This is a genomic window from Streptomyces sp. RGM 3693, assembly GCF_050471125.1.
GTDB lineage: Bacteria > Actinomycetota > Actinomycetes > Streptomycetales > Streptomycetaceae > Streptomyces.
Window position 1 is genome coordinate 259,741 of the sequence record NZ_JBMPPQ010000004.1, and the last position, 17,892, is coordinate 277,632.

Here is a 17,892-nt window from a genome sequence, read left to right on the forward strand (position 1 = left end):
ACTCCGTTGTAGTCCGTCATGGGACGGGGCCCGTACGACGCGCTACCGCGTCCTACGAGCCCCGTCCACACATTCCGGTGCCTTGGGTGACGTCAGGCAGTGATCAGAGCTGGCCGCCGACGAAGACGGTGAGGTCCACCAGACGGTTGGAGTAGCCCCACTCGTTGTCGTACCAGCCGACGATCTTGACCTGGTTGCCCTGCGCCATCGTAAGGGAGGAGTCGAAGGTGCAGGAGGCCGGCCAGTTGACGATGTCCGAGGAGACGATCGGGTCCTCGGTGTACTCCAGGATGCCCTTGAGCTGACCCTCGGCGGCCTTCTGGAAGGCGGCGTTGATCTCGTCCTTGCTGACCTCGCGGTCGAGTTCCAGGACGAGGTCGGTGACCGAGCCGGTGGGGACCGGGACGCGCATGGCGATGCCGTCCAGCTTGCCCTTGAGCTGCGGGAGGACCAGGGCGGTGGCCTTGGCGGCGCCCGTCGAGGTCGGGATGATGTTCTCCGCGGCGGCCCGGGCGCGGCGCAGGTCCGAGTGCGGGAAGTCCAGGATGCGCTGGTCGTTGGTGTACGCGTGGACCGTGGTCATCATGCCCTTGACGATGCCGAAGCTCTCGTCGAGGACCTTGGCCATCGGCGCCACACAGTTGGTGGTGCAGGACGCGTTGGAGATGACGTGGTGGTTGGCCGCGTCGTACTTGTCCTGGTTGACGCCCATCACGATGGTGATGTCCTCGCCCTTGGCGGGCGCGGAGATCAGGACCTTCTTGGCGCCGGCGGCGAGGTGCTTCGCGGCGTCCTCGCGCTTGGTGAAGATGCCGGTCGACTCGATGACGATGTCGGCACCCAGCTCGCCCCAGGGGAGGTTGGCGGGGTCGCGCTCGGCCATCGTCTTGAAGGTCTGGTCGCCGACCGTGATGGAGTCGTCGGTGTGGCTGACGTCCTGCTTCAGACGACCCAGGATGGTGTCGTACTTCAGCAGGTGGACCAGGGTGGCGTTGTCGGTCAGGTCGTTGACACCGACGATCTCGATGTCCGCACCTTGCTCCAGGAGCGCGCGGAAGTAGTTGCGACCAATGCGGCCGAATCCGTTGATGCCTACGCGGATCGTCACGAACCGATCTCCTCGTTGGTACGCCGGTTTTGGATACCGGCGAGGTGTATGGACTGTCCCCGACCGCCTCCGACCCTACCTCCTGAACGAGACGTACGTGACATTGACATCGGCGCCCAAAGATGCTCAGGTGAGCGGCTTCGAGCCCCTCTGACGCCTCCCCGTGCGCGCCCCTTCACGACGGCCACACGCCCGCGCCCCCGACACCCAGTGCGGGTGTCGGGGGCGCGGGTGAACGAGGGGCGCTCTGGGTCAGCCGACCATGCCGTCCGCGAGCTCCTCGCTGAGGTTGGATTCGGTGCCCGGGATGCCCAGGTCCTGGGCCCGCTTGTCGGCCATCGCGAGCAGCCGCCGGATCCGCCCGGCGACCGCGTCCTTGGTCAGCGGCGGATCGGCCAGCGCGCCCAACTCCTCCAGGGACGCCTGCTTGTGTTCCATCCGCAGTCGGCCGGCGGCGGCGAGGTGTTCGGGCACCTCCTCGCCGAGGATCTCCAGGGCGCGCTGGACCCGGGCGCCGGCGGCGACCGCGGCCCGCGCCGAGCGGCGGAGGTTGGCGTCGTCGAAGTTGGCGAGGCGGTTGGCGGTGGCCCGGACCTCGCGGCGCATCCGCCGCTCCTCCCACGCCAGCACCGACTCATGGGCACCGAGCCGCGTCAGCAGTGCGCCGATGGCATCACCGTCACGGACGACGACGCGGTCCACGCTGCGCACCTCGCGGGCCTTGGCGCCGATGCCGAGCCGGCGGGCCGCGCCGACCAGGGCGAGGGCGGCCTCGGGGCCAGGGCAGGTGACCTCCAGGGAGGAGGAGCGGCCGGGCTCGGTCAGCGAGCCGTGGGCGAGGAAGGCACCGCGCCAGGCGGCCTCGGCATCGCAGGTCGCGCCGGAGACCACCTGTGGAGGCAGGCCGCGGATGGGGCGGCCACGGCCGTCGACCAGGCCGGTCTGCCGGGCCAGCTGGTCGCCGCCGGCCACCACGCGGACCACGTAGCGGCTGCCGCGCCGCAGGCCGCCGGGGGCCATCACCACCAGGTCGGAGGAGTGGCCGAAGATCTCCAGGATGTCCTTGCGGAGCCGGCGGGCGGCGATGCCCGTGTCGAGCTCCGCCTCGATCACAATGCGGCCACTGACCAGGTGCAGACCACCCGCGAACCGCAGGATCGACGAGACCTCCGACTTCCGGCAGCAGGTCCGGGTGACGGGGAGCCGGGAGATCTCATCCTTCACCGCAGCCGTCATCGCCATGGGCCGATCCTTCCATGCATCCGAAAAATACGGTCGTACGCGGCTGCCAGCAGTTCCGGATCGTGCCGGTCGGGGGCTCCCCCGGAACCTGACCGGGTGTCGTCTCCGCGTGCAGCGACCGCGGCCAGCTCGACCTCGCTGCCTACCAGCTGCTTGGCGGCAACCGTCAGACCATCGATGTCGGGCACCGCGGCCTCGTCGGCCAGCACCACGTCGAAGGCGAGTTTAGGGGCGTGTCGGGCCAAAACCTCCAAATGACGCTGCGGGGAGAAGCCCTCGGTTTCTCCCGGTTGGGGTGCGAGGTTGAGCGAGAGCACCTTTCGCGCCTGGGTCTCCTCCAGTGCCTCGCGCAACTCGGGCACGAGCAGGTGCGGGATGACCGAGGAGAACCACGAACCGGGACCGAGCACCACCCAGTCGGCATCGCGGACCGCGGCGACCGCCTCCGGGACGGCCGGCGGGTCCTCGGGGACCACGTGGACGGACTGCACCTCGCCGCGGGTCAGGGCGACGGTGGCCTGGCCGCAGACGGTGCTGATCTCGTCCGGGTGATCCTGGTCCAGCCCCTTGACCTGGGCCTGGAGCTCCAGCGGCACCGCCGACATGGGCAGCACCCGGCCGTGCGCGCCGAGCAGCTTGCCGACCAGGTCGAGCGCCTGGACGTGGTCGCCGAGCTGCTCCCACAGCGCGACGATCAGCAGATTGCCCACCGCGTGGTCGTGCAGCTCGCCCTCGCTGTGGAAGCGGTGCTGGATCACCCGGGCCCAGGTCTGGCCCCAGTCGTCGTCACCGCACAGCGCGGCCAGCGCCTTGCGCAGGTCGCCTGGGGGCAGCACCCCCAGCTCGTCGCGGAGCCGGCCGCTGGAGCCGCCGTCGTCGGCGACGGTGACCACGGCGGTCAGGTCCCGGGTGATGCGGCGCAGCGCGGCGAGCGAGGCGGACAGGCCCATGCCGCCGCCGAGCGCCACCACCTTGGGGGTGGCGCCCTTCGCCATGCGGGCGCTGGGGACGAAGCGGCGGACCCGGCGCAGCCGTGGCGTACGGGGGGTCATTCGCGCCCCATGTCCCGGTGCACGACGACCGTCTCCACGCCCTCGGAGATCAGTCGGCGGGCCAGCTTCTCGGACATCGCGACGCTGCGGTGCTTACCGCCGGTGCAGCCGACGGCGACGGTTACGTAGCGCTTGCCCTCGCGGCGGTAGCCGGCCGCGACCAGGCGCAGCAGCTCGGTGTAGCCGTCCAGGAACTCCTTGGAACCGGGCTGGTTGAAGACGTACTGGGAGACCTCTTCGTTCAGGCCGGTGAAGGGGCGCAGCTCGGGGACCCAGTGCGGGTTGGGGATGAAGCGGCAGTCGACGACCATGTCGGCGTCGACCGGCAGGCCGTACTTGAAGCCGAAGGACATGACCGTGGCGCGCAGCTCGGGGACCTCCTCGCCGGCGAACTGGGCGTCGAGCTTGGCGCGGAGTTCGTGGACGTTGAGGCTGGAGGTGTCGATGACCAGGTCGGCGTCGCCGCGCAGCTCACGCAGCAGGTCGCGCTCGGCGGCGATGCCGTCGACGATCCGGCCGTCGCCCTGGAGGGGGTGCGGGCGGCGGACGGACTCGAAGCGGCGCACCAGGGCCTCGTCGGAGGACTCCAGGAAGACGATGCGGCGCTTGACGTTCTGTGCGTCGAGGGTGGCCAGCGACTCCTTGAGATTGGCGAAGAAGCGGCGGCCGCGGACGTCGACGACCACGGCGATCTTGGCGACGTTGCCCTGCGAGCGGGCGCCCAGCTCGACCATCGGCGGGATCAGCTCGGGCGGGATGTTGTCGACGACGAACCAGCCGAGGTCCTCCAGGCACTTCGCCGCCGTGCTGCGGCCGGCGCCGGACATGCCGGAGATGATCACCAGCTCGGGGATCGCGGCGCTCTCGCCTTGGTCGGCTTCGCGCATCGTGCCCGTACTCACCTGTGCACCGTCTCTCTCGGGTTCCTGCGTCTCGTGCGGTGTGCTCATCGGTCCTGCCCCCGTTCTGCTGACAACGCGGCCGGTGGGGCCCCGTCATCCTCAATGATCTCTCCTGTGGCGGTATTCACCGCGGGGGCGGACGGGGCCGCGGTGGCCAGCGCCGCGGCGACCGTCTCGGCGGTCTTCCGGCCGACGCCCGGGACCTGGCAGATCTCCTCGACCGTGGCGGCCCGCAGCTTCTTCAGCGAGCCGAAGTGTTTGAGGAGCGCCTGCCGGCGGCTCTCGCCGAGCCCGGGGACGGTGTCCAGTGGGGAGGACTTCAGCCGCTTGCCGCGCTTGTTGCGCTGGTAGGTGATCGCGAAGCGGTGTGCCTCGTCGCGGACCCGCTGGAGGAGGTAGAGCCCCTCGCTGCTGCGCGGCAGCACCACCGGGTCGTCCTCGCCGGGCAGCCAGACCTCTTCCAGGCGCTTGGCCAGGCCGCAGACCGCGACGTCGTCGATGCCCAGCTCGTCCATGGCCCGGCGGGCGGCCGCCACCTGGGGGGCGCCGCCGTCGACGACCACCAACTGGGGCGGGTAGGCGAACCGCTTGGGGCGGCCGTCCTCGTCGGTGAGGTGGTCGGCGGAATCGGCGTCGGTGGCGTCGGTGGTCGGTTCCGCAGCCGGGTCCTGAGCCGGGTCCACGGCGGCGGTCCCGGTGGGGTCCTCAGGGGTCGGCTCCTCGATCCACTCGCCGGACTTCTGCTTCTCCTGGAGGTAGCGCCGGAAGCGGCGCCCGATGACCTCGTGCATGGAGCGCACATCGTCCTGGCCGACGAAGCTCCTGATCTGGAAGCGCCGGTATTCGCTCTTCCGGGCGAGACCGTCCTCGAACACCACCATCGAGGCGACGACGTCCTCGCCCTGGAGGTGCGAGATGTCGAAGCACTCGATGCGCAGCGGGACCGTGTCCAGGTCGAGGGCCTGGGCGATCTCTTCCAGGGCGCGCGAGCGGGTGGTCAGGTCGGAGGCGCGCTTGGTCTTGTGCAGGGCCAGCGCCTGCTGGGCGTTGCGCGCGACCGTGGCCATCAGGTCCTTCTTGTCGCCGCGCTGCGGGATGCGCAGCGAGACCTGGGAGCCGCGGCGCTGGGTGAGCCACTGGGCGACCGGCTCGACCGGCTCGGGGAGCGCCGGCACCAGGACCTCCTTGGGCACCGCGTCGCCCTGCTCGTCGCCGTAGAGCTGCTGGAGGGCGTGCTCGACGAGATCGCCGGTGGTGACCGCCTCGACCTTGTCGGTGACCCAGCCGCGCTGGCCGCGCACCCGGCCGCCGCGGACGTGGAAGATCTGGACGGCGGCTTCGAGTTCGTCCTCGGCGACGGCGATCAGGTCGGCGTCGGTGGCGTCGGCGAGCACCACCGCGCTCTTCTCCATGGCCCGCTTGAGCGCGCCTATGTCGTCGCGCAGCCGGGCGGCGCGCTCGTACTCCATCTCCTCGGCGGCCTCCTGCATCCCGCGCTCCAGGCGGCGGATGTGGGCGCCGGTGCGGCCGGCCATGAAGTCGCAGAACTCCTCGGCGAGTTCGCGGTGCTCCTCGGGGGAGATCCGGCCGACACAGGGGGCCGAGCACTTGCCGATGTAGCCGAGCAGGCAGGGGCGGCCGATCTGGGCGGAGCGCTTGAAGACGCCGGCGGAGCAGGTGCGCACGGGGAAGACCCGCAGCAGCAGGTCGACGGTCTCGCGGATGGCCCAGGCGTGGGCGTACGGGCCGAAGTAGCGGACGCCCTTCTTCTTGGCGCCGCGCATCACCTGGACACGGGGGAACTCCTCGCCCAGGGTCACCGCGAGGTACGGATAGCTCTTGTCGTCGCGGTACTTGACGTTGAACCGCGGGTCGAACTCCTTGATCCAGCTGTATTCGAGTTGGAGCGCCTCGACCTCGGTGGAGACGACGGTCCACTCCACCGAGGCGGCGGTGGTGACCATCGTGCGCGTGCGCGGGTGGAGACCGGCCAGGTCCTGGAAGTAGTTGGCCAGGCGCTGGCGCAGGCTCTTGGCCTTGCCTACGTAGATGACCCGGCCGTGCTCGTCGCGGAACTTATAGACCCCCGGCGAGTCGGGGATCTGTCCCGGCTTGGGTCGATAGCTGCTGGGGTCTGCCATGCCCACCACCCTACTGACCGCCACCGACAATCAGGGCCGTAGCGGCGGAGCCCGCCCCTCCGATACCCGGTGGACGGGGCGGAGGGACGGACTCCGGTGGTGCGGTGGTGCGGTGTCCGGTCAGCGGCTGCGCCGCCGGCGCACCGCCGCCGCGACCGACAGGCCCAGGGCGAGCAGGGCGGCGCCGCCCGCCACGGTCGACGCGGCGGTCACCGCGCCGTTCGTCGGATCCCCGGGGCCCCCGGGGTCCCCGGTGTCCACCGCGGAGGCCGCGAGCGGCTGCGGCGCGCGGCCGGTGTCGGCGGCCGGTGCCTCGTTGGGGCCGAAGCCGCCCGCCTCGCCGCGCTTGTCGTACGCGGAGCCGGGGAGCTTGTCGCCGTACGCCTCGGTGACCCGCTTCTGGTAGGCGGCGACGGTGGTGCCGTGTGCGCCCACGGCCTTGCGGGCCGCGTCGTCCAGGGGCTCGATGCGGTCGCCGCGCTGGACGTACCAGGCGTCGATCTGCGGCTCGTGGAAAACCGTTCCGGCACCCTGCGCGGCCCCGGCCGCGGCGTAGCGGGTCTCGTCGTCGCCGCTGGCGATGTTGACGACCTTCCAGGCGGAGCCCTTCTTGGCGGTCCATACGGAGGCCGTGCGGCCGTCGGCGGCGACCGCCTTGCTGGCCATGAACTCCACCCGGGCGACGGGGGCCCCGGCCTTGCCGCGGACGAAGTCGGGCGACAGGACGTAGACGGGCACGGTGGCGCCCTCGATGCGCGGGGCGGTCGGGGCCGGGGCGGCGAGACCTGCTCCGCCTTCGGCGCGGGCGCCGTCCTTGGCCGGTGCGGCGGCGAAGAAGCGGCTCAGGGTGTCCACGGTCGCGGCGGAGGTGGCCACGTCACGGGCGGCGGTGACGGCGGGGCGCGGCGGGGCCTGCGGCACGGGCACGTCGGCGGCCGACGCGGTGAGCGGGGCCAGGCCGAGGAAGGCGGCGGCGAGCGTGCCCGTGGCTGCGGCGCGGGCGACGGTGCGCTTCGTCATGGCCTCAGGCCCCTATCCGGTAGAGGGAGTGCGTCCAAGAGAAGGAGCTGCCGTTCACGTAGTTGTCGAAGTCGCCCCAGTTGTAACGGTTGTTGGTGGCCCAGGGGTCGCCCCAGTACACCCAGTTCCGGGAGGCGTCGTAGCCGTAGATGACGTGCATGTGGCCACCGCCGGACGACCACTGGATGCGGGTCTCGATGGGACGCTTGGCGTTGATCTCGCTCTGGACCGTGCCGTAGCGGAGCCAACCGGTCACATATGAGCCAGAATTGATCCCCATCCAGTCGAGTGCGTTCTGCACATTGCCCAGCGTGGCCTGGTTGTTGGGGCAGGTGGAGCCCTGCTGGCGGTTGAAGGCGGCGTTGCAGAACTGGTTCTGGCTGTACGTCCTGCCGTACCAGGTAGCGATGGTGTTGCCCGATGCGGCCCAGCACCAGTTGGTGTTCTCCTGGGCCTGCATGGTGATGTCCAGGCGGTTGGCGGCCTGTGGGGCGGCACTGACGGTCCGCGGGGCTTCGCCGGTGGCCGGTGGGGCGGCGTTGGCGGTCCCCGGGAGCGTGGTCAGCGCCACCGCGGTGAGCACGGCTGCCGACAGCCATCTACCGCGCCGACGGCGGGCGTGAAGGGGTTGGGACATGGCGTTCCTCCCGGTCAACGGGTGAGGGGGGAGAGGAGCGCATCCGGATGCTGTTGAGGAGCATCGGGTGTTGTCGCAGGCAGGTCAACACGCTTCAATGCGAGGTGACATGGGGGTGTGGACGAACGGGCCCGGAAGTGAACGGCCGACGCCCGGCGTCCTGCAGTGACGAGGCAGGGAGAGCGCGCGCCGTGCGTCCCGGTTGTGAATGTTCACGTCGCGCGCCGGAGGATTGAGGCAATGGCACAGAACGCTCCCGATATGACACAAAACCTTCCAGTTTCGGCCGAGTTGGCGCAGCTCTTGCGGACCGGCCCGTTCCACCTCGCCCTGCGCGGCGCACTCACCGCACGCGGGCTGGCACTCACCCGCGTCCAGCACAAACTCGCCCAGCGCGGCATCACCATCGGGGTCACCAGCCTGAGCTACTGGCAGCAGGGGGCCCGGCGCCCACAGCGCCCCGAGTCACTGCGCGCGGTCCGCGCCCTGGAGGACGTCCTCGGGCTGCCCGACCGGTCGCTGCACCGGCTCCTGGTGCCGGAGGGCGGCAACCGCCCGGAGACCGAGCGGCCGCCGGCCCGTTCCTACCGCTCCCTGGTCGCCCCGGCCGACTGCCTCCAGCAGCTCTTCGCCGAGCTGGAGACCCCGGTGGACGGCGGGCTGCACACGGTCGGCCACCACGAGTGGGTGCGGATCGGGCCGCGGCGCGAACTGAGCGAACGGGAGTCGCTCCAGGTGGTGCGCGCCCACCGGGACGGGGTGGACCGCTATGTCGCCATCCACCGGGGCGACGCCGGCTGCGACCCGTCCCGGGTACGGGTGCGGGCCACGGAGAACTGCCGGCTGGGACGGGTGCGCGGGGACGCGGCGAACGGCGTGGTCGTCGCCGAGCTGCTCTTCGACGCCCGGCTGCGGGCCGGCGACACCCACGTCTTCGGCTACGCCTTCGAGGACGGCAGCGGCGGCCCCAGTTCCGAGTACGTGCGCGGGTTCAGCTTCGCCGGCGGACAGTACGTCCTCCAGGTGCGGTTCGACGAGGTGGCGCTACCGGTGCGCTGCCGCCGCTTCACCCAAGCGTCGGCCGGCGCACCGCGCACCGGCCAGCAGGAGCTGACACTGAGCGGGCAGCACCACGCGGTGCACGTGGTGGAGCAGGGGGTGCGGCAGGGGATCCTGGGGATCGCCTGGGACTGGGGGTGAGCCGGGCGGCGGCTCAGCCCGCCATCAGCTTGCCGCCCTTGACCTTGACCGGGACCTCCTCCAGGGGGCTGGACGCCGGCCCCTGGGCGACCTTGCCGGTGGCCACCTCGAAGTGGCTGCCGTGCAGCGGGCAGACGGCCTGCCCCTTCTCGATCTTGTTCAGGGTCCCGCCCATGTGCGTGCACACACTGCTGAAGCACTTGAATTCGCCCTTGGTGGGCTGCGAGACCAGCAGCCGCTGCGCGGCGTAGAGCTTGGCGCCGCCGACCGGCACCTCCGCGGCCGGGCCCAGCTCCACCGGCGCGTCCGAGGACGGCCGGGCGCCCGATCCCTGCCCCCCCGCGGCGCAGCCCGCGGCGCCGAAGCAGGCGATGCCGGCGAGCGCGGTCCCGCGCAGCACGGTCCGACGGTCCGGGGACGCACTCATGGGGGACCTCCAGGTCAGTGGGCGGCGTCGGCCCCCGACGATACCGGGGCGGTCCGCTCGCGCGACGGGCGGTCCACCCCGCCCCGCAGCAGCTCCGCCTCGATCTCCTCCAGGCTGCGACCCTTGGTCTCCGGCAGCAGCCGCTGGACGAAGACGAACGCCAGCAGCGTCGTCCCGGCGAAGAAACAGAAGTTGATCCCGGCACCCCAGGCGTGCAGCAGGGAGGGGAAGAGCAGCGCCACGATCATGTTGAACAGCCAGTTGAAGAGCACGCACAGGCTGACCGCGGCGGCCCGGATCCGCATCGGGAACAGTTCCGGCAGCATCACCCACTGCACCGGCCCCCAGGAGACCGCGAACGAGGCGATGTAGAGCGCGATCCCGAGCAGGGTGAGGGTGGACAGCAGCGCGCCGTAGCCGAGCCCGGAGAGGTTGGTGACGGCCAGCACCACCATCGCCGCGCACATGCCCAGCGCCCCGGTCCGCAGCAGCGGCTTGCGGCCCCTGCGGTCGATCAGCCGCATCGCCGGCAGCGTCATCAGCATGTTGAGCAGGCCGATGCCGACGTTGGCCAGGATGGCGCCGCCCGAGCCGAAGCCGATGTCGGTGAGCAGGGTCGGTGCGTAGTAGATGATCGTGTTGATCCCGACGAAGTTCTGGAAGAGCACCAGCAGCATCCCGACGGTGAAGGCCGGCCGCAGCTGCGGCGACAGCAGCCGCCGCAGGCTCAGCGGCTCGCTCGCCTCCCGTTCGGCGCGCTCGGCCCGCTCGATCTCGGCCAGCTCCTCCCCCGCCGCCGCGGCGTCCCCGCGCAGCCGGGTCAGCACCGCCCGGGCCTCCGCGCCCCGACCCTTGCCCACCAGCCAGCGCGGGCTCTCCGGCTGGGTGATGATGCCCAGCGCCAGCACCGCGGCCGGAACCACGCCCAGGCCGATCATCCAGCGCCAGGCACCTGCGTCGGCGAGGAGGTAGTCGGTGACGTAGGCGACGAAGATGCCGACGGTCACCAGCAGTTGCATCAGTGAGGTCAGCCCGCCCCGCAGGTGCTTGGGCGCGAGTTCGGTGAGGTAGAGCGGGACGACCACGGAGGCGATGCCGACGCCCACGCCGATCACGAAGCGGAACGCGATCAGCGGGACGGCTCCGGGCGCACCGGCCGCGCCGAGGGTGCCCAGGATGAAGACCACGGAGGCGGCCAGGATCAACCGGCGGCGCCCCCACGAGTCGGAGAGCCGCCCGGAGAGGCCGGCGCCGAGCATCGCTCCTACGAGGAGGCCGGAGACGACCAGGCCCTCCAGGAGCGGGGTGAGCGCGATATCGCGCTTGAGGAAGAGCATGGCGCCGGAGATGACGCCGGTGTCGTAGCCCCAGAGGATGCCCCCGAGGGCGCCGAAGACCCAGATCATGGCGTTCTTGACGGATGCGGGCACGGCGCTCAACCCTTCTGCGGAGCGATGTGGATCTTGCGGCCGGTGCCGGTCTGGAAGCGGGCCACCGCCTCGTCGAAACCGTCCAGGCCGTAGACGTCGGAGACCAGCGAGTCGACGGGGACTCCGCCGAGGCCGGCGGCGAGCAGGTCGATGGCCGGCTGGAAGCTGTTGTGCACCGCCATCGAGCCGATGATGTCGATCTCCTGGCTGTAGACGCGGTACGGCGCGAAGGACGCCGCGCGGGCCGGGTCGGCGACGCCGAACTGGAGGAACGTCCCGCCGCGGCGCACCCGGCCCAGACCGTCCTCGATGGCCGCGATCACCCCGGTCGCGTCGATCACCACCTCGAAGCCGGGCGCCCGGTCGAGGGCGTCGGCGTGCGTCACCGCCGCGTCCACACCGAAGGACCGGGCGAACGCCAGCCGCTCCTCGTTGAGGTCCACGACGGAGACCGAGGCGGCCCCCGCGGTCCGCACCAGCGCGGCCATCAGCAGGCCCATGGTGCCCGCCCCGTAGATCAGGTAGTGCTCACCGGGGCGGCGCGGCAGCCGGTTGAGTCCGTGCACCGCACAGGACAGCGGCTCGGCGAGTCCGGCGGCGGCCTCCGAGAGGTGCGCCGGCAGGACGTAGGCGCAACGGGCCGGCACGGCGACCAGTTCGGCGAAGCCGCCGGCCCTGGTGACGCCGATCGCGCTGTAGTCCTCGCAGAGGTTGGCGCGGCCGATCCGGCAGTAGTGGCAGGCGCCGCACGGCATGTTGGGGTCGACCGCGACCCGCTCGCCGACCGCCCGGTCCCGCACCGCTCCGCCCACCGCGACGATCTCGCCGGTCAGTTCGTGCCCGGGGACCAGCGGGTAGCCGACCACCGGCAGTTCACCGCCGAGGATGTGCATGTCGGTGCCGCACAGCCCGCAGGAGGTGACGCGCACGACCACCTCGTCGGGCTCCGGGCGGGGATCGGGGAGTTCGGTGACAGCGGTGGTGCCCCGGGGGCCCGGTGCGGTGACCACGAGAGCGCGCATCGGCGCCTCCTCACGACGTCGTGCGGGTTCGATGGCGGGGACACTACAGAAGAACCACCAGGACGTAAACGCTTACGCAAGCGTTTACGTATGGTCCTGCGCGGACGTACTGTGATGGACTGCGAAGGACGGGCACGGAGGCCGTCCGCCGGGAGCCGGAGCACGGTGCGCCGGGGCATCGGGGAGGAAAGAGCCGGATGACGACGATGGTGGATGTGGCACGGCGCGCGGGCGTCTCCGTCGCCACGGTCTCGCACGTGGTGAACGACACCCGACCGGTGCGCCCGGACACCCGGGCCGCGGTGCTGGCCGCCATCGAGGAGCTCGGCTACACCCACAACACCCTCGCCCGTTCCCTGGTCACCTCCCGCACCCGCTCCATCGGCCTGGCGGTCTCGGCGATCAGCAACCCGTACTTCACCGAGATCCTCCAGGGCGTCGAGGCCGGCGCCCTGGAGGCCGGATACAGCCTGCTGATCGCCGACCCGCACGACGACCCCCGACACGAGCGCAAGGTCGTCCAACTGCTGCACGAGCGGCGGGTGGACGGCATGATCGTCGCGCCCTCCGCGGAGCCGGCCGAGATGACCACATATGTGATGCAGCGTCAGGTGCCCACAGTCTTCCTCGACCGGCTGGTCGGCGACGGCTTCGACCAGGTCTGCGCGGAGAGCACCGGGCCGGTCCGCCAACTCGTCGAGCACCTTGCCGACCTGGGGCACACCCGGATCGGCCTGGTGGCGGGCCTGCCCGGGCTCAGCACCACCACCGAACGGGTCGAGGGCTACCGCGCGGGACTGCGCGCCCGCGAACTGCCCTTCGCGCCCGAGCTGTTGGCCGGTGGCAACTCCGAGGCCGAGGGCGCCCAGGACGCCACCCGCCACCTGCTCGCCGCGCCGGAGCCGCCCACCGCGATCATCACCGCCAACAACGCGATGACCATCGGCGCGCTCCAGGCCCTGCGCGGCCTGGGCCTGGAGGTGCCCCGGGACATCGCCCTGGCCTGCTTCGACGACTTCTCCTGGGCGGACCTCTTCACCCCGCGGCTGACCGCGATCGCCCAGCCCAGCAAGGAACTGGGCACTGCGGCGGTCCGGCTGCTGCTGGAGCGGCTGGACGATCCGGGCCGGCCGCCCCGCACCGTCCGACTGCCCTGCACCTTCGTGCACCGCACCTCGTGCGGCTGTCCCGAGACCGCTTAGCGGCCGTCCGGCGGCCGGGCACCTGGCCCGCCGGACGGCCCCGGGGCCCGGACGGGCCCTCGCTCGCCACGCCCCGGCCGACCCCGGCCACTGCAGGAAAGGACCCGCCCCCGTGATCGTCGTCGCCGGCGAGGCGCTGATCGACCTCGTCCCCAGTCAGCAGCCGTCCCCCGACGGCCCGTTGCCGGCGCTGCTGCCGCGGCGCGGCGGCGGGCCCTACAACACCGCGGTGGCGCTCGGGCGGCTGGGCGCACCCACCGCGTTCTGTTCCCGGGTCTCGACCGACACCTTCGGCGCGTCGCTGCTGCGCGGTCTGCGCGACGGCGGAGTGGACACCTCACTGGTGCAGCGCGGCCCGGAGCCGACGACCCTGGCGGTGGCGGACATCAGCCCGGACGGCTCGGCCGGCTACGGCTTCTACGTGGAGGGCACCGCCGACCGGCTCTTCACGCTGCCCCCGGCGCTGCCCGACACGGTGCGGGCGCTCTCCCTGGGCACCTGCTCGCTGGTGCTGGAACCGGGCGCCGGGGCGTACGAGGCGCTGTTGCGCCGGGAGGCCCGGCGCGGGGTGTTCACCGCGCTCGACCCCAACATCCGCCCCGGGCTGATCCCCGACCCGGACGCCTACCGGGCGCGGTTCCGCTCCTGGCTGCCGGACCTGGCGCTGCTGAAGCTGTCCGAGGAGGACGCGCTGTGGCTGGCCGGGGCGGGCGTCGGGCAGCCGGGCGCGCCGGGGGCCGACCGGGCGACGGTCCTCGCGGCGGCCCGGGAGTGGCTGGCCGCCGGGCCGGCGGCGATCGTGCTCACCCACGGCGGCGACGGGCTGACGGTGGTGACGCGCGGCGGCGGCGAGCTGACGGTGCCCGGCGAGCGGGTCACCGTCGTCGACACCATCGGCGCGGGCGACACCGTCAACGCGGCGCTGCTGCACCGGTTGGACGTCCATGGCGCGCTGTCGTACGCGGCGGTCGGGGCGCTCGCCGACGGCGACTGGGAGGACATCCTCCGCTTCGCCGCCCGGGCGGCGGCCGTCACCTGCTCCCGGGCGGGCGCGGAGCCGCCGTACGCCGCGGAACTGGCGGCCTGAGGGGCCGACCGGACTGCCGGCCCGACCCGGCCTGACCCGGTCTGACCCGACCTGACCCGGTCTCGGGGAACCATGGCACAGCCATCAGCGCCAAGGTGCGGCGGCCCAGGCCGTTGCGGTTGGCGGGCTTGAGCGGGGAGCGGCGGGCGACGTCCCCGAGGCCGCGACGGGCGGAGGGCTCGGGTCTGGCCCTGCCCGGAGTAGCACAGCGGGGGCGGAGCCCCGGGAAGAGGCTCTGCCCCCGCTGTTCCGTGCGGCGGTGCGGCGTCAGGAGGTCCGACGGGCCCGCGTCGTCGTCTTCTTGGCGGCCGTCGTCTTGGCCGCCGTCTTCTTGGCGACGGCCTTCTTCGCCGGGGCCTTCTTGGCGGTGGAGGCGGCGGTGCTCTTCTTGGCGGCGGTCTTCTTCGCCGCGGTCGAGGCGGTCACCGTCGTCTTCCCGCCCGCGTCGGCGGCCACCGCCTTCTTCGCCGCGGTCTTCCGGGCGGCCGGCTTCCGGGGCGCGCCGTTGACCAGCGCCGCATCGCTGACCCGGTCGCCGAGGATGTCCCGGAGGAACTTGCCGGTGTGGCTGGCCGGGATCGCCGCGACCTGCTCCGGGGTGCCCTCGGCGACGACCAGGCCGCCGCCGTTGCCACCCTCGGGGCCCATGTCGATGACCCAGTCCGCGGTCTTGATCACATCGAGGTTGTGCTCGATGACGATCACCGTGTTGCCCTTGTCGACCAGGCCGGACAGCACCTTGATGAGCTTGCTGATGTCCTCGAAGTGCAGACCGGTGGTGGGCTCGTCGAGGACGTAGACGGTGCTGCCGGTGGAGCGCTTCTGGAGCTCGCTGGCCAGCTTGACCCGCTGCGCCTCACCGCCGGAGAGGGTCGGCGCGGACTGGCCGAGCCGGACGTAGCCGAGGCCGACCTCGTTGAGCGTCTTGAGGTGGCGGGCGATGGTCGGCACCGCCTCGAAGAAGCTCAACGCCTCCTCGATCGGCATGTCCAGCACCTCGGCGATGGACTTGCCCTTGTAGTGGACCTCCAGCGTCTCGCGGTTGTAGCGCGCACCGTGGCAGACCTCGCACGGCACGTACACATCCGGCAGGAAGTTCATCTCGATCTTGATGGTGCCGTCGCCGGAGCAGTTCTCGCAGCGACCGCCCTTGACGTTGAAGGAGAAGCGGCCGGGCAGATAGCCGCGGACCTTGGCCTCCATCGTCTCCGCGAAGAGCTTGCGGACGTGGTCGAAGACGCCGGTGTAGGTGGCCGGGTTGGAGCGCGGGGTCCGGCCGATCGGCGACTGGTCGACGTGCACCACCTTGTCGACGAGGTCGTCGCCGGCGACCCGGGTGTGCCGGCCGGGGACCGACTTGGCGCCGTTCAGCTCGCGGGCGAGGTGGGTGTAGAGGATGTCGTTGACCAGCGTCGACTTGCCGGAGCCGGAGACGCCGGTGACGGCGGAGAGCACTCCGAGCGGGAAGGAGACGTCGATGTCGCGGAGGTTGTTCTCCTTCGCGCCGTGGACCGTCAGCTGTCGGGCCGGGTCGGTGGCGCGGCGGACGTCGGGCGTCGCGATGGCCTTCTTGCCGGCGAGGTACTGGCCGGTGATCGAGTCCTTGTTGGCCAGCAGCTGCTTCATCGGGCCGCTGTGGACGACCTTGCCGCCGTGCTCGCCGGCGCCCGGGCCGATGTCGACGACCCAGTCCGCGACCTTGATGGTGTCCTCGTCGTGCTCCACCACGATCAGGGTGTTGCCCATGTCGCGCAGCCGCACCAGGGTCTCGATCAGCCGGTGGTTGTCGCGCTGGTGCAGGCCGATCGACGGCTCGTCGAGGACGTAGAGCACGCCCACCAGGCCGGAGCCGATCTGGGTGGCGAGGCGGATGCGCTGGGCCTCGCCGCCGGAGAGGGTGCCGGCCGCGCGGTTCAGCGAGAGGTAGTCCAGGCCGACGTCGACCAGGAACTTCAGCCGCTCGTTGACCTCCTTGAGGACCCGCTCGGCGATGGTCTTCTCGCGGGCGTTGAGCGTCATCGTGCGCAGGAAGTCGGCGCAGTCGCTGATCGACATGGCCGCGACCTCGGCGATCGACTTCTCCTGGACCGTGACGGCGAGCACGATCGGCTTGAGCCTGGTGCCCTCACAGGTCGGGCAGGGCACCTCGCGCATGTAGCCCTCGAAGCGCTCCCGGCTGCTGTCGCTCTCCGCTTCGCTGTGCCGCCGCTTGACGAACGGCACCGCGCCCTCGAAGGCGGTGGTGTAGGCACGCTGGCGGCCGTAGCGGTTGCGGTAGCGGACCTCGATCTGGGTCTTGTGGCCGTGGAGCAGGGCCTTCTTGGCGCGCTGCGGCAGTCCGGCCCAGGGGATGTCCGTACGGAAGCCGAGGGCGTCGGCGAGCGCGCCGACCAGGCGGCCGAAGTAGTCCTTGGTGTGGCCGCCGGACCAGGGGTGGATGGCGCCCTCGTCGAGGGAGCGCTCCTCGTCCGGGATGATCAGCTCCGGGTCGACCTCCATGCGGGTGCCGATGCCGGTGCAGTCCGGGCAGGCGCCGAAGGGCGAGTTGAAGGAGAAGGAGCGGGGCTCCAGCTCCTCGAAGGAGAGGTCGTCGTAGGCGCAGTAGAGGTGCTCGGAGTACATCCGCTCGCGCTGCGGGTCGTCGGCGTCGAGGTCGACGAAGTCGAGGATGACCATGCCGCCGGAGAGCCCGAGGGCGGTCTCGACGGAGTCGGTCAGTCGGCGCTTGGCGCTCTCCTTGACCGTGAGGCGGTCGATGACCACCTCGATGGTGTGCTTCTCCTGCTTCTTCAGCTGCGGCGGTTCGGTGAGCTGGATGGTCTCCCCGTCGACCCGGGCGCGGCTGTAGCCCTTGGTCTGGAGGTCGGAGAAGAGGTCGACGAACTCGCCCTTGCGCTCGCGCACCAGCGGCGAGAGCACCTGGAAGCGGCTGCCCTCGGGGAGCTCCAGGACCTTGTCGACAATGGCCTGGGGCGACTGCCGGGCGATCGGCCGCCCGCACTCAGGGCAGTGCGGTTTGCCGATCCGGGCGAAGAGCAGCCGGAGGTAGTCGTAGACCTCGGTGATCGTGCCGACCGTCGAGCGCGGGTTGCGCGAGGTCGACTTCTGGTCGATCGAGACCGCGGGGGACAGGCCCTCGATGAAGTCCACATCGGGCTTGTCCATCTGCCCGAGGAACTGCCGGGCGTATGAGGAGAGCGACTCGACATAGCGCCGCTGCCCCTCGGCGAAGATCGTGTCGAAGGCGAGCGAGGACTTGCCCGACCCGGAGAGCCCCGTGAAGACGATGAGGGAGTCGCGGGGGAGGTCGAGCGAGACGTTGCGGAGGTTGTGCTCGCGAGCGCCACGGACGATGAGACGGTCGGCCACGCCGGTCGGCACCTTTCTTGGAGAGGGGCGGAAGCCGCGGGCTGCGTCCACCG

General features: G+C 71.5%; 14 protein-coding genes. 3 read left to right on the top strand and 11 right to left on the bottom strand.

Features of this window, described 5'->3' with window-relative positions:
- Positions 1-103: 103 nt before the first annotated feature.
- From gap to ACO0M4_RS37415, 7 genes are all read right to left on the bottom strand, one after another.
- Positions 104-1,108, bottom strand: a complete 1,005-nt coding sequence (gene gap, locus ACO0M4_RS37385) for a type I glyceraldehyde-3-phosphate dehydrogenase (RefSeq protein WP_430375590.1) — start codon at positions 1,106-1,108, stop codon at positions 104-106.
- A 252-nt stretch (positions 1,109-1,360) separates the two neighbouring features.
- Positions 1,361-2,350, bottom strand: coding sequence for a DNA-binding protein WhiA (gene whiA, locus ACO0M4_RS37390; protein WP_430375591.1), 990 nt, complete (start codon positions 2,348-2,350; stop codon positions 1,361-1,363).
- Positions 2,341-3,402, bottom strand: coding sequence for a gluconeogenesis factor YvcK family protein (locus ACO0M4_RS37395; RefSeq protein WP_430375592.1), 1,062 nt, complete (start codon positions 3,400-3,402; stop codon positions 2,341-2,343). Before ACO0M4_RS37395 ends, whiA begins: the two co-directional genes overlap by 10 nt.
- Complete coding sequence (rapZ, locus tag ACO0M4_RS37400) at positions 3,399-4,352, bottom strand: RNase adapter RapZ (protein WP_430375593.1); 954 nt, start codon at positions 4,350-4,352, stop codon at positions 3,399-3,401. Before rapZ ends, ACO0M4_RS37395 begins: the two co-directional genes overlap by 4 nt.
- Entirely contained in the window at positions 4,349-6,445 is a 2,097-nt protein-coding gene (gene uvrC / locus ACO0M4_RS37405; RefSeq protein WP_430375594.1) for an excinuclease ABC subunit UvrC, read from the bottom strand. Before uvrC ends, rapZ begins: the two co-directional genes overlap by 4 nt.
- 120 nt (positions 6,446-6,565) lie before the next feature.
- Entirely contained in the window at positions 6,566-7,465 is a 900-nt protein-coding gene (locus tag ACO0M4_RS37410; protein ID WP_430375595.1) for a hypothetical protein, read from the bottom strand.
- A gap of 4 nt (positions 7,466-7,469) precedes the next feature.
- Positions 7,470-8,102 carry a papain-like cysteine protease family protein gene (locus tag ACO0M4_RS37415; RefSeq protein ID WP_430375596.1) on the bottom strand — a complete coding sequence of 211 codons (633 nt, stop codon included), beginning with the start codon at positions 8,100-8,102 and terminating at the stop codon, positions 7,470-7,472.
- A gap of 261 nt (positions 8,103-8,363) precedes the next feature.
- Here ACO0M4_RS37415 and ACO0M4_RS37420 point away from each other — a divergent pair, with 261 nt between their 5' ends.
- Positions 8,364-9,302 (top strand): hypothetical protein, encoded by a 939-nt coding sequence (locus ACO0M4_RS37420; protein ID WP_430375597.1) that lies wholly within the window; start codon positions 8,364-8,366, stop codon positions 9,300-9,302.
- 13 nt (positions 9,303-9,315) lie between these two features.
- On the opposite strand, the gene ACO0M4_RS37425 is transcribed toward ACO0M4_RS37420, so the two are convergent.
- From ACO0M4_RS37425 to ACO0M4_RS37435, 3 genes are read right to left on the bottom strand one after another with little or no spacing between them, the layout of a single operon-like run.
- Complete coding sequence (locus ACO0M4_RS37425) at positions 9,316-9,729, bottom strand: Rieske (2Fe-2S) protein (RefSeq protein WP_430375598.1); 414 nt, start codon at positions 9,727-9,729, stop codon at positions 9,316-9,318.
- A gap of 14 nt (positions 9,730-9,743) precedes the next feature.
- Positions 9,744-11,159, bottom strand: coding sequence for a sugar porter family MFS transporter (locus tag ACO0M4_RS37430; protein WP_430375599.1), 1,416 nt, complete (start codon positions 11,157-11,159; stop codon positions 9,744-9,746).
- Between the two features lie 5 nt (positions 11,160-11,164).
- Positions 11,165-12,181 carry a zinc-dependent alcohol dehydrogenase family protein gene (locus tag ACO0M4_RS37435; protein ID WP_430375600.1) on the bottom strand — a complete coding sequence of 339 codons (1,017 nt, stop codon included), beginning with the start codon at positions 12,179-12,181 and terminating at the stop codon, positions 11,165-11,167.
- Positions 12,182-12,378: 197 nt separating this feature from the next.
- On the opposite strand from ACO0M4_RS37435, the gene ACO0M4_RS37440 reads away from it, so the two are divergent.
- The gene (locus tag ACO0M4_RS37440) at positions 12,379-13,383 is read left to right on the top strand and encodes a LacI family DNA-binding transcriptional regulator (RefSeq protein ID WP_430375601.1); all 1,005 of its coding nucleotides are present in this window, start codon (positions 12,379-12,381) and stop codon (positions 13,381-13,383) included.
- Between the two features lie 112 nt (positions 13,384-13,495).
- Positions 13,496-14,470, top strand: coding sequence for a carbohydrate kinase family protein (locus ACO0M4_RS37445; RefSeq protein WP_430375602.1), 975 nt, complete (start codon positions 13,496-13,498; stop codon positions 14,468-14,470).
- 267 nt (positions 14,471-14,737) lie between these two features.
- Here the strand turns inward: ACO0M4_RS37445 and uvrA are convergent, their stop codons facing one another.
- Positions 14,738-17,839, bottom strand: coding sequence for an excinuclease ABC subunit UvrA (uvrA, locus tag ACO0M4_RS37450; protein WP_430375603.1), 3,102 nt, complete (start codon positions 17,837-17,839; stop codon positions 14,738-14,740).
- Between the last annotated feature and the right edge of the window lie 53 nt (positions 17,840-17,892).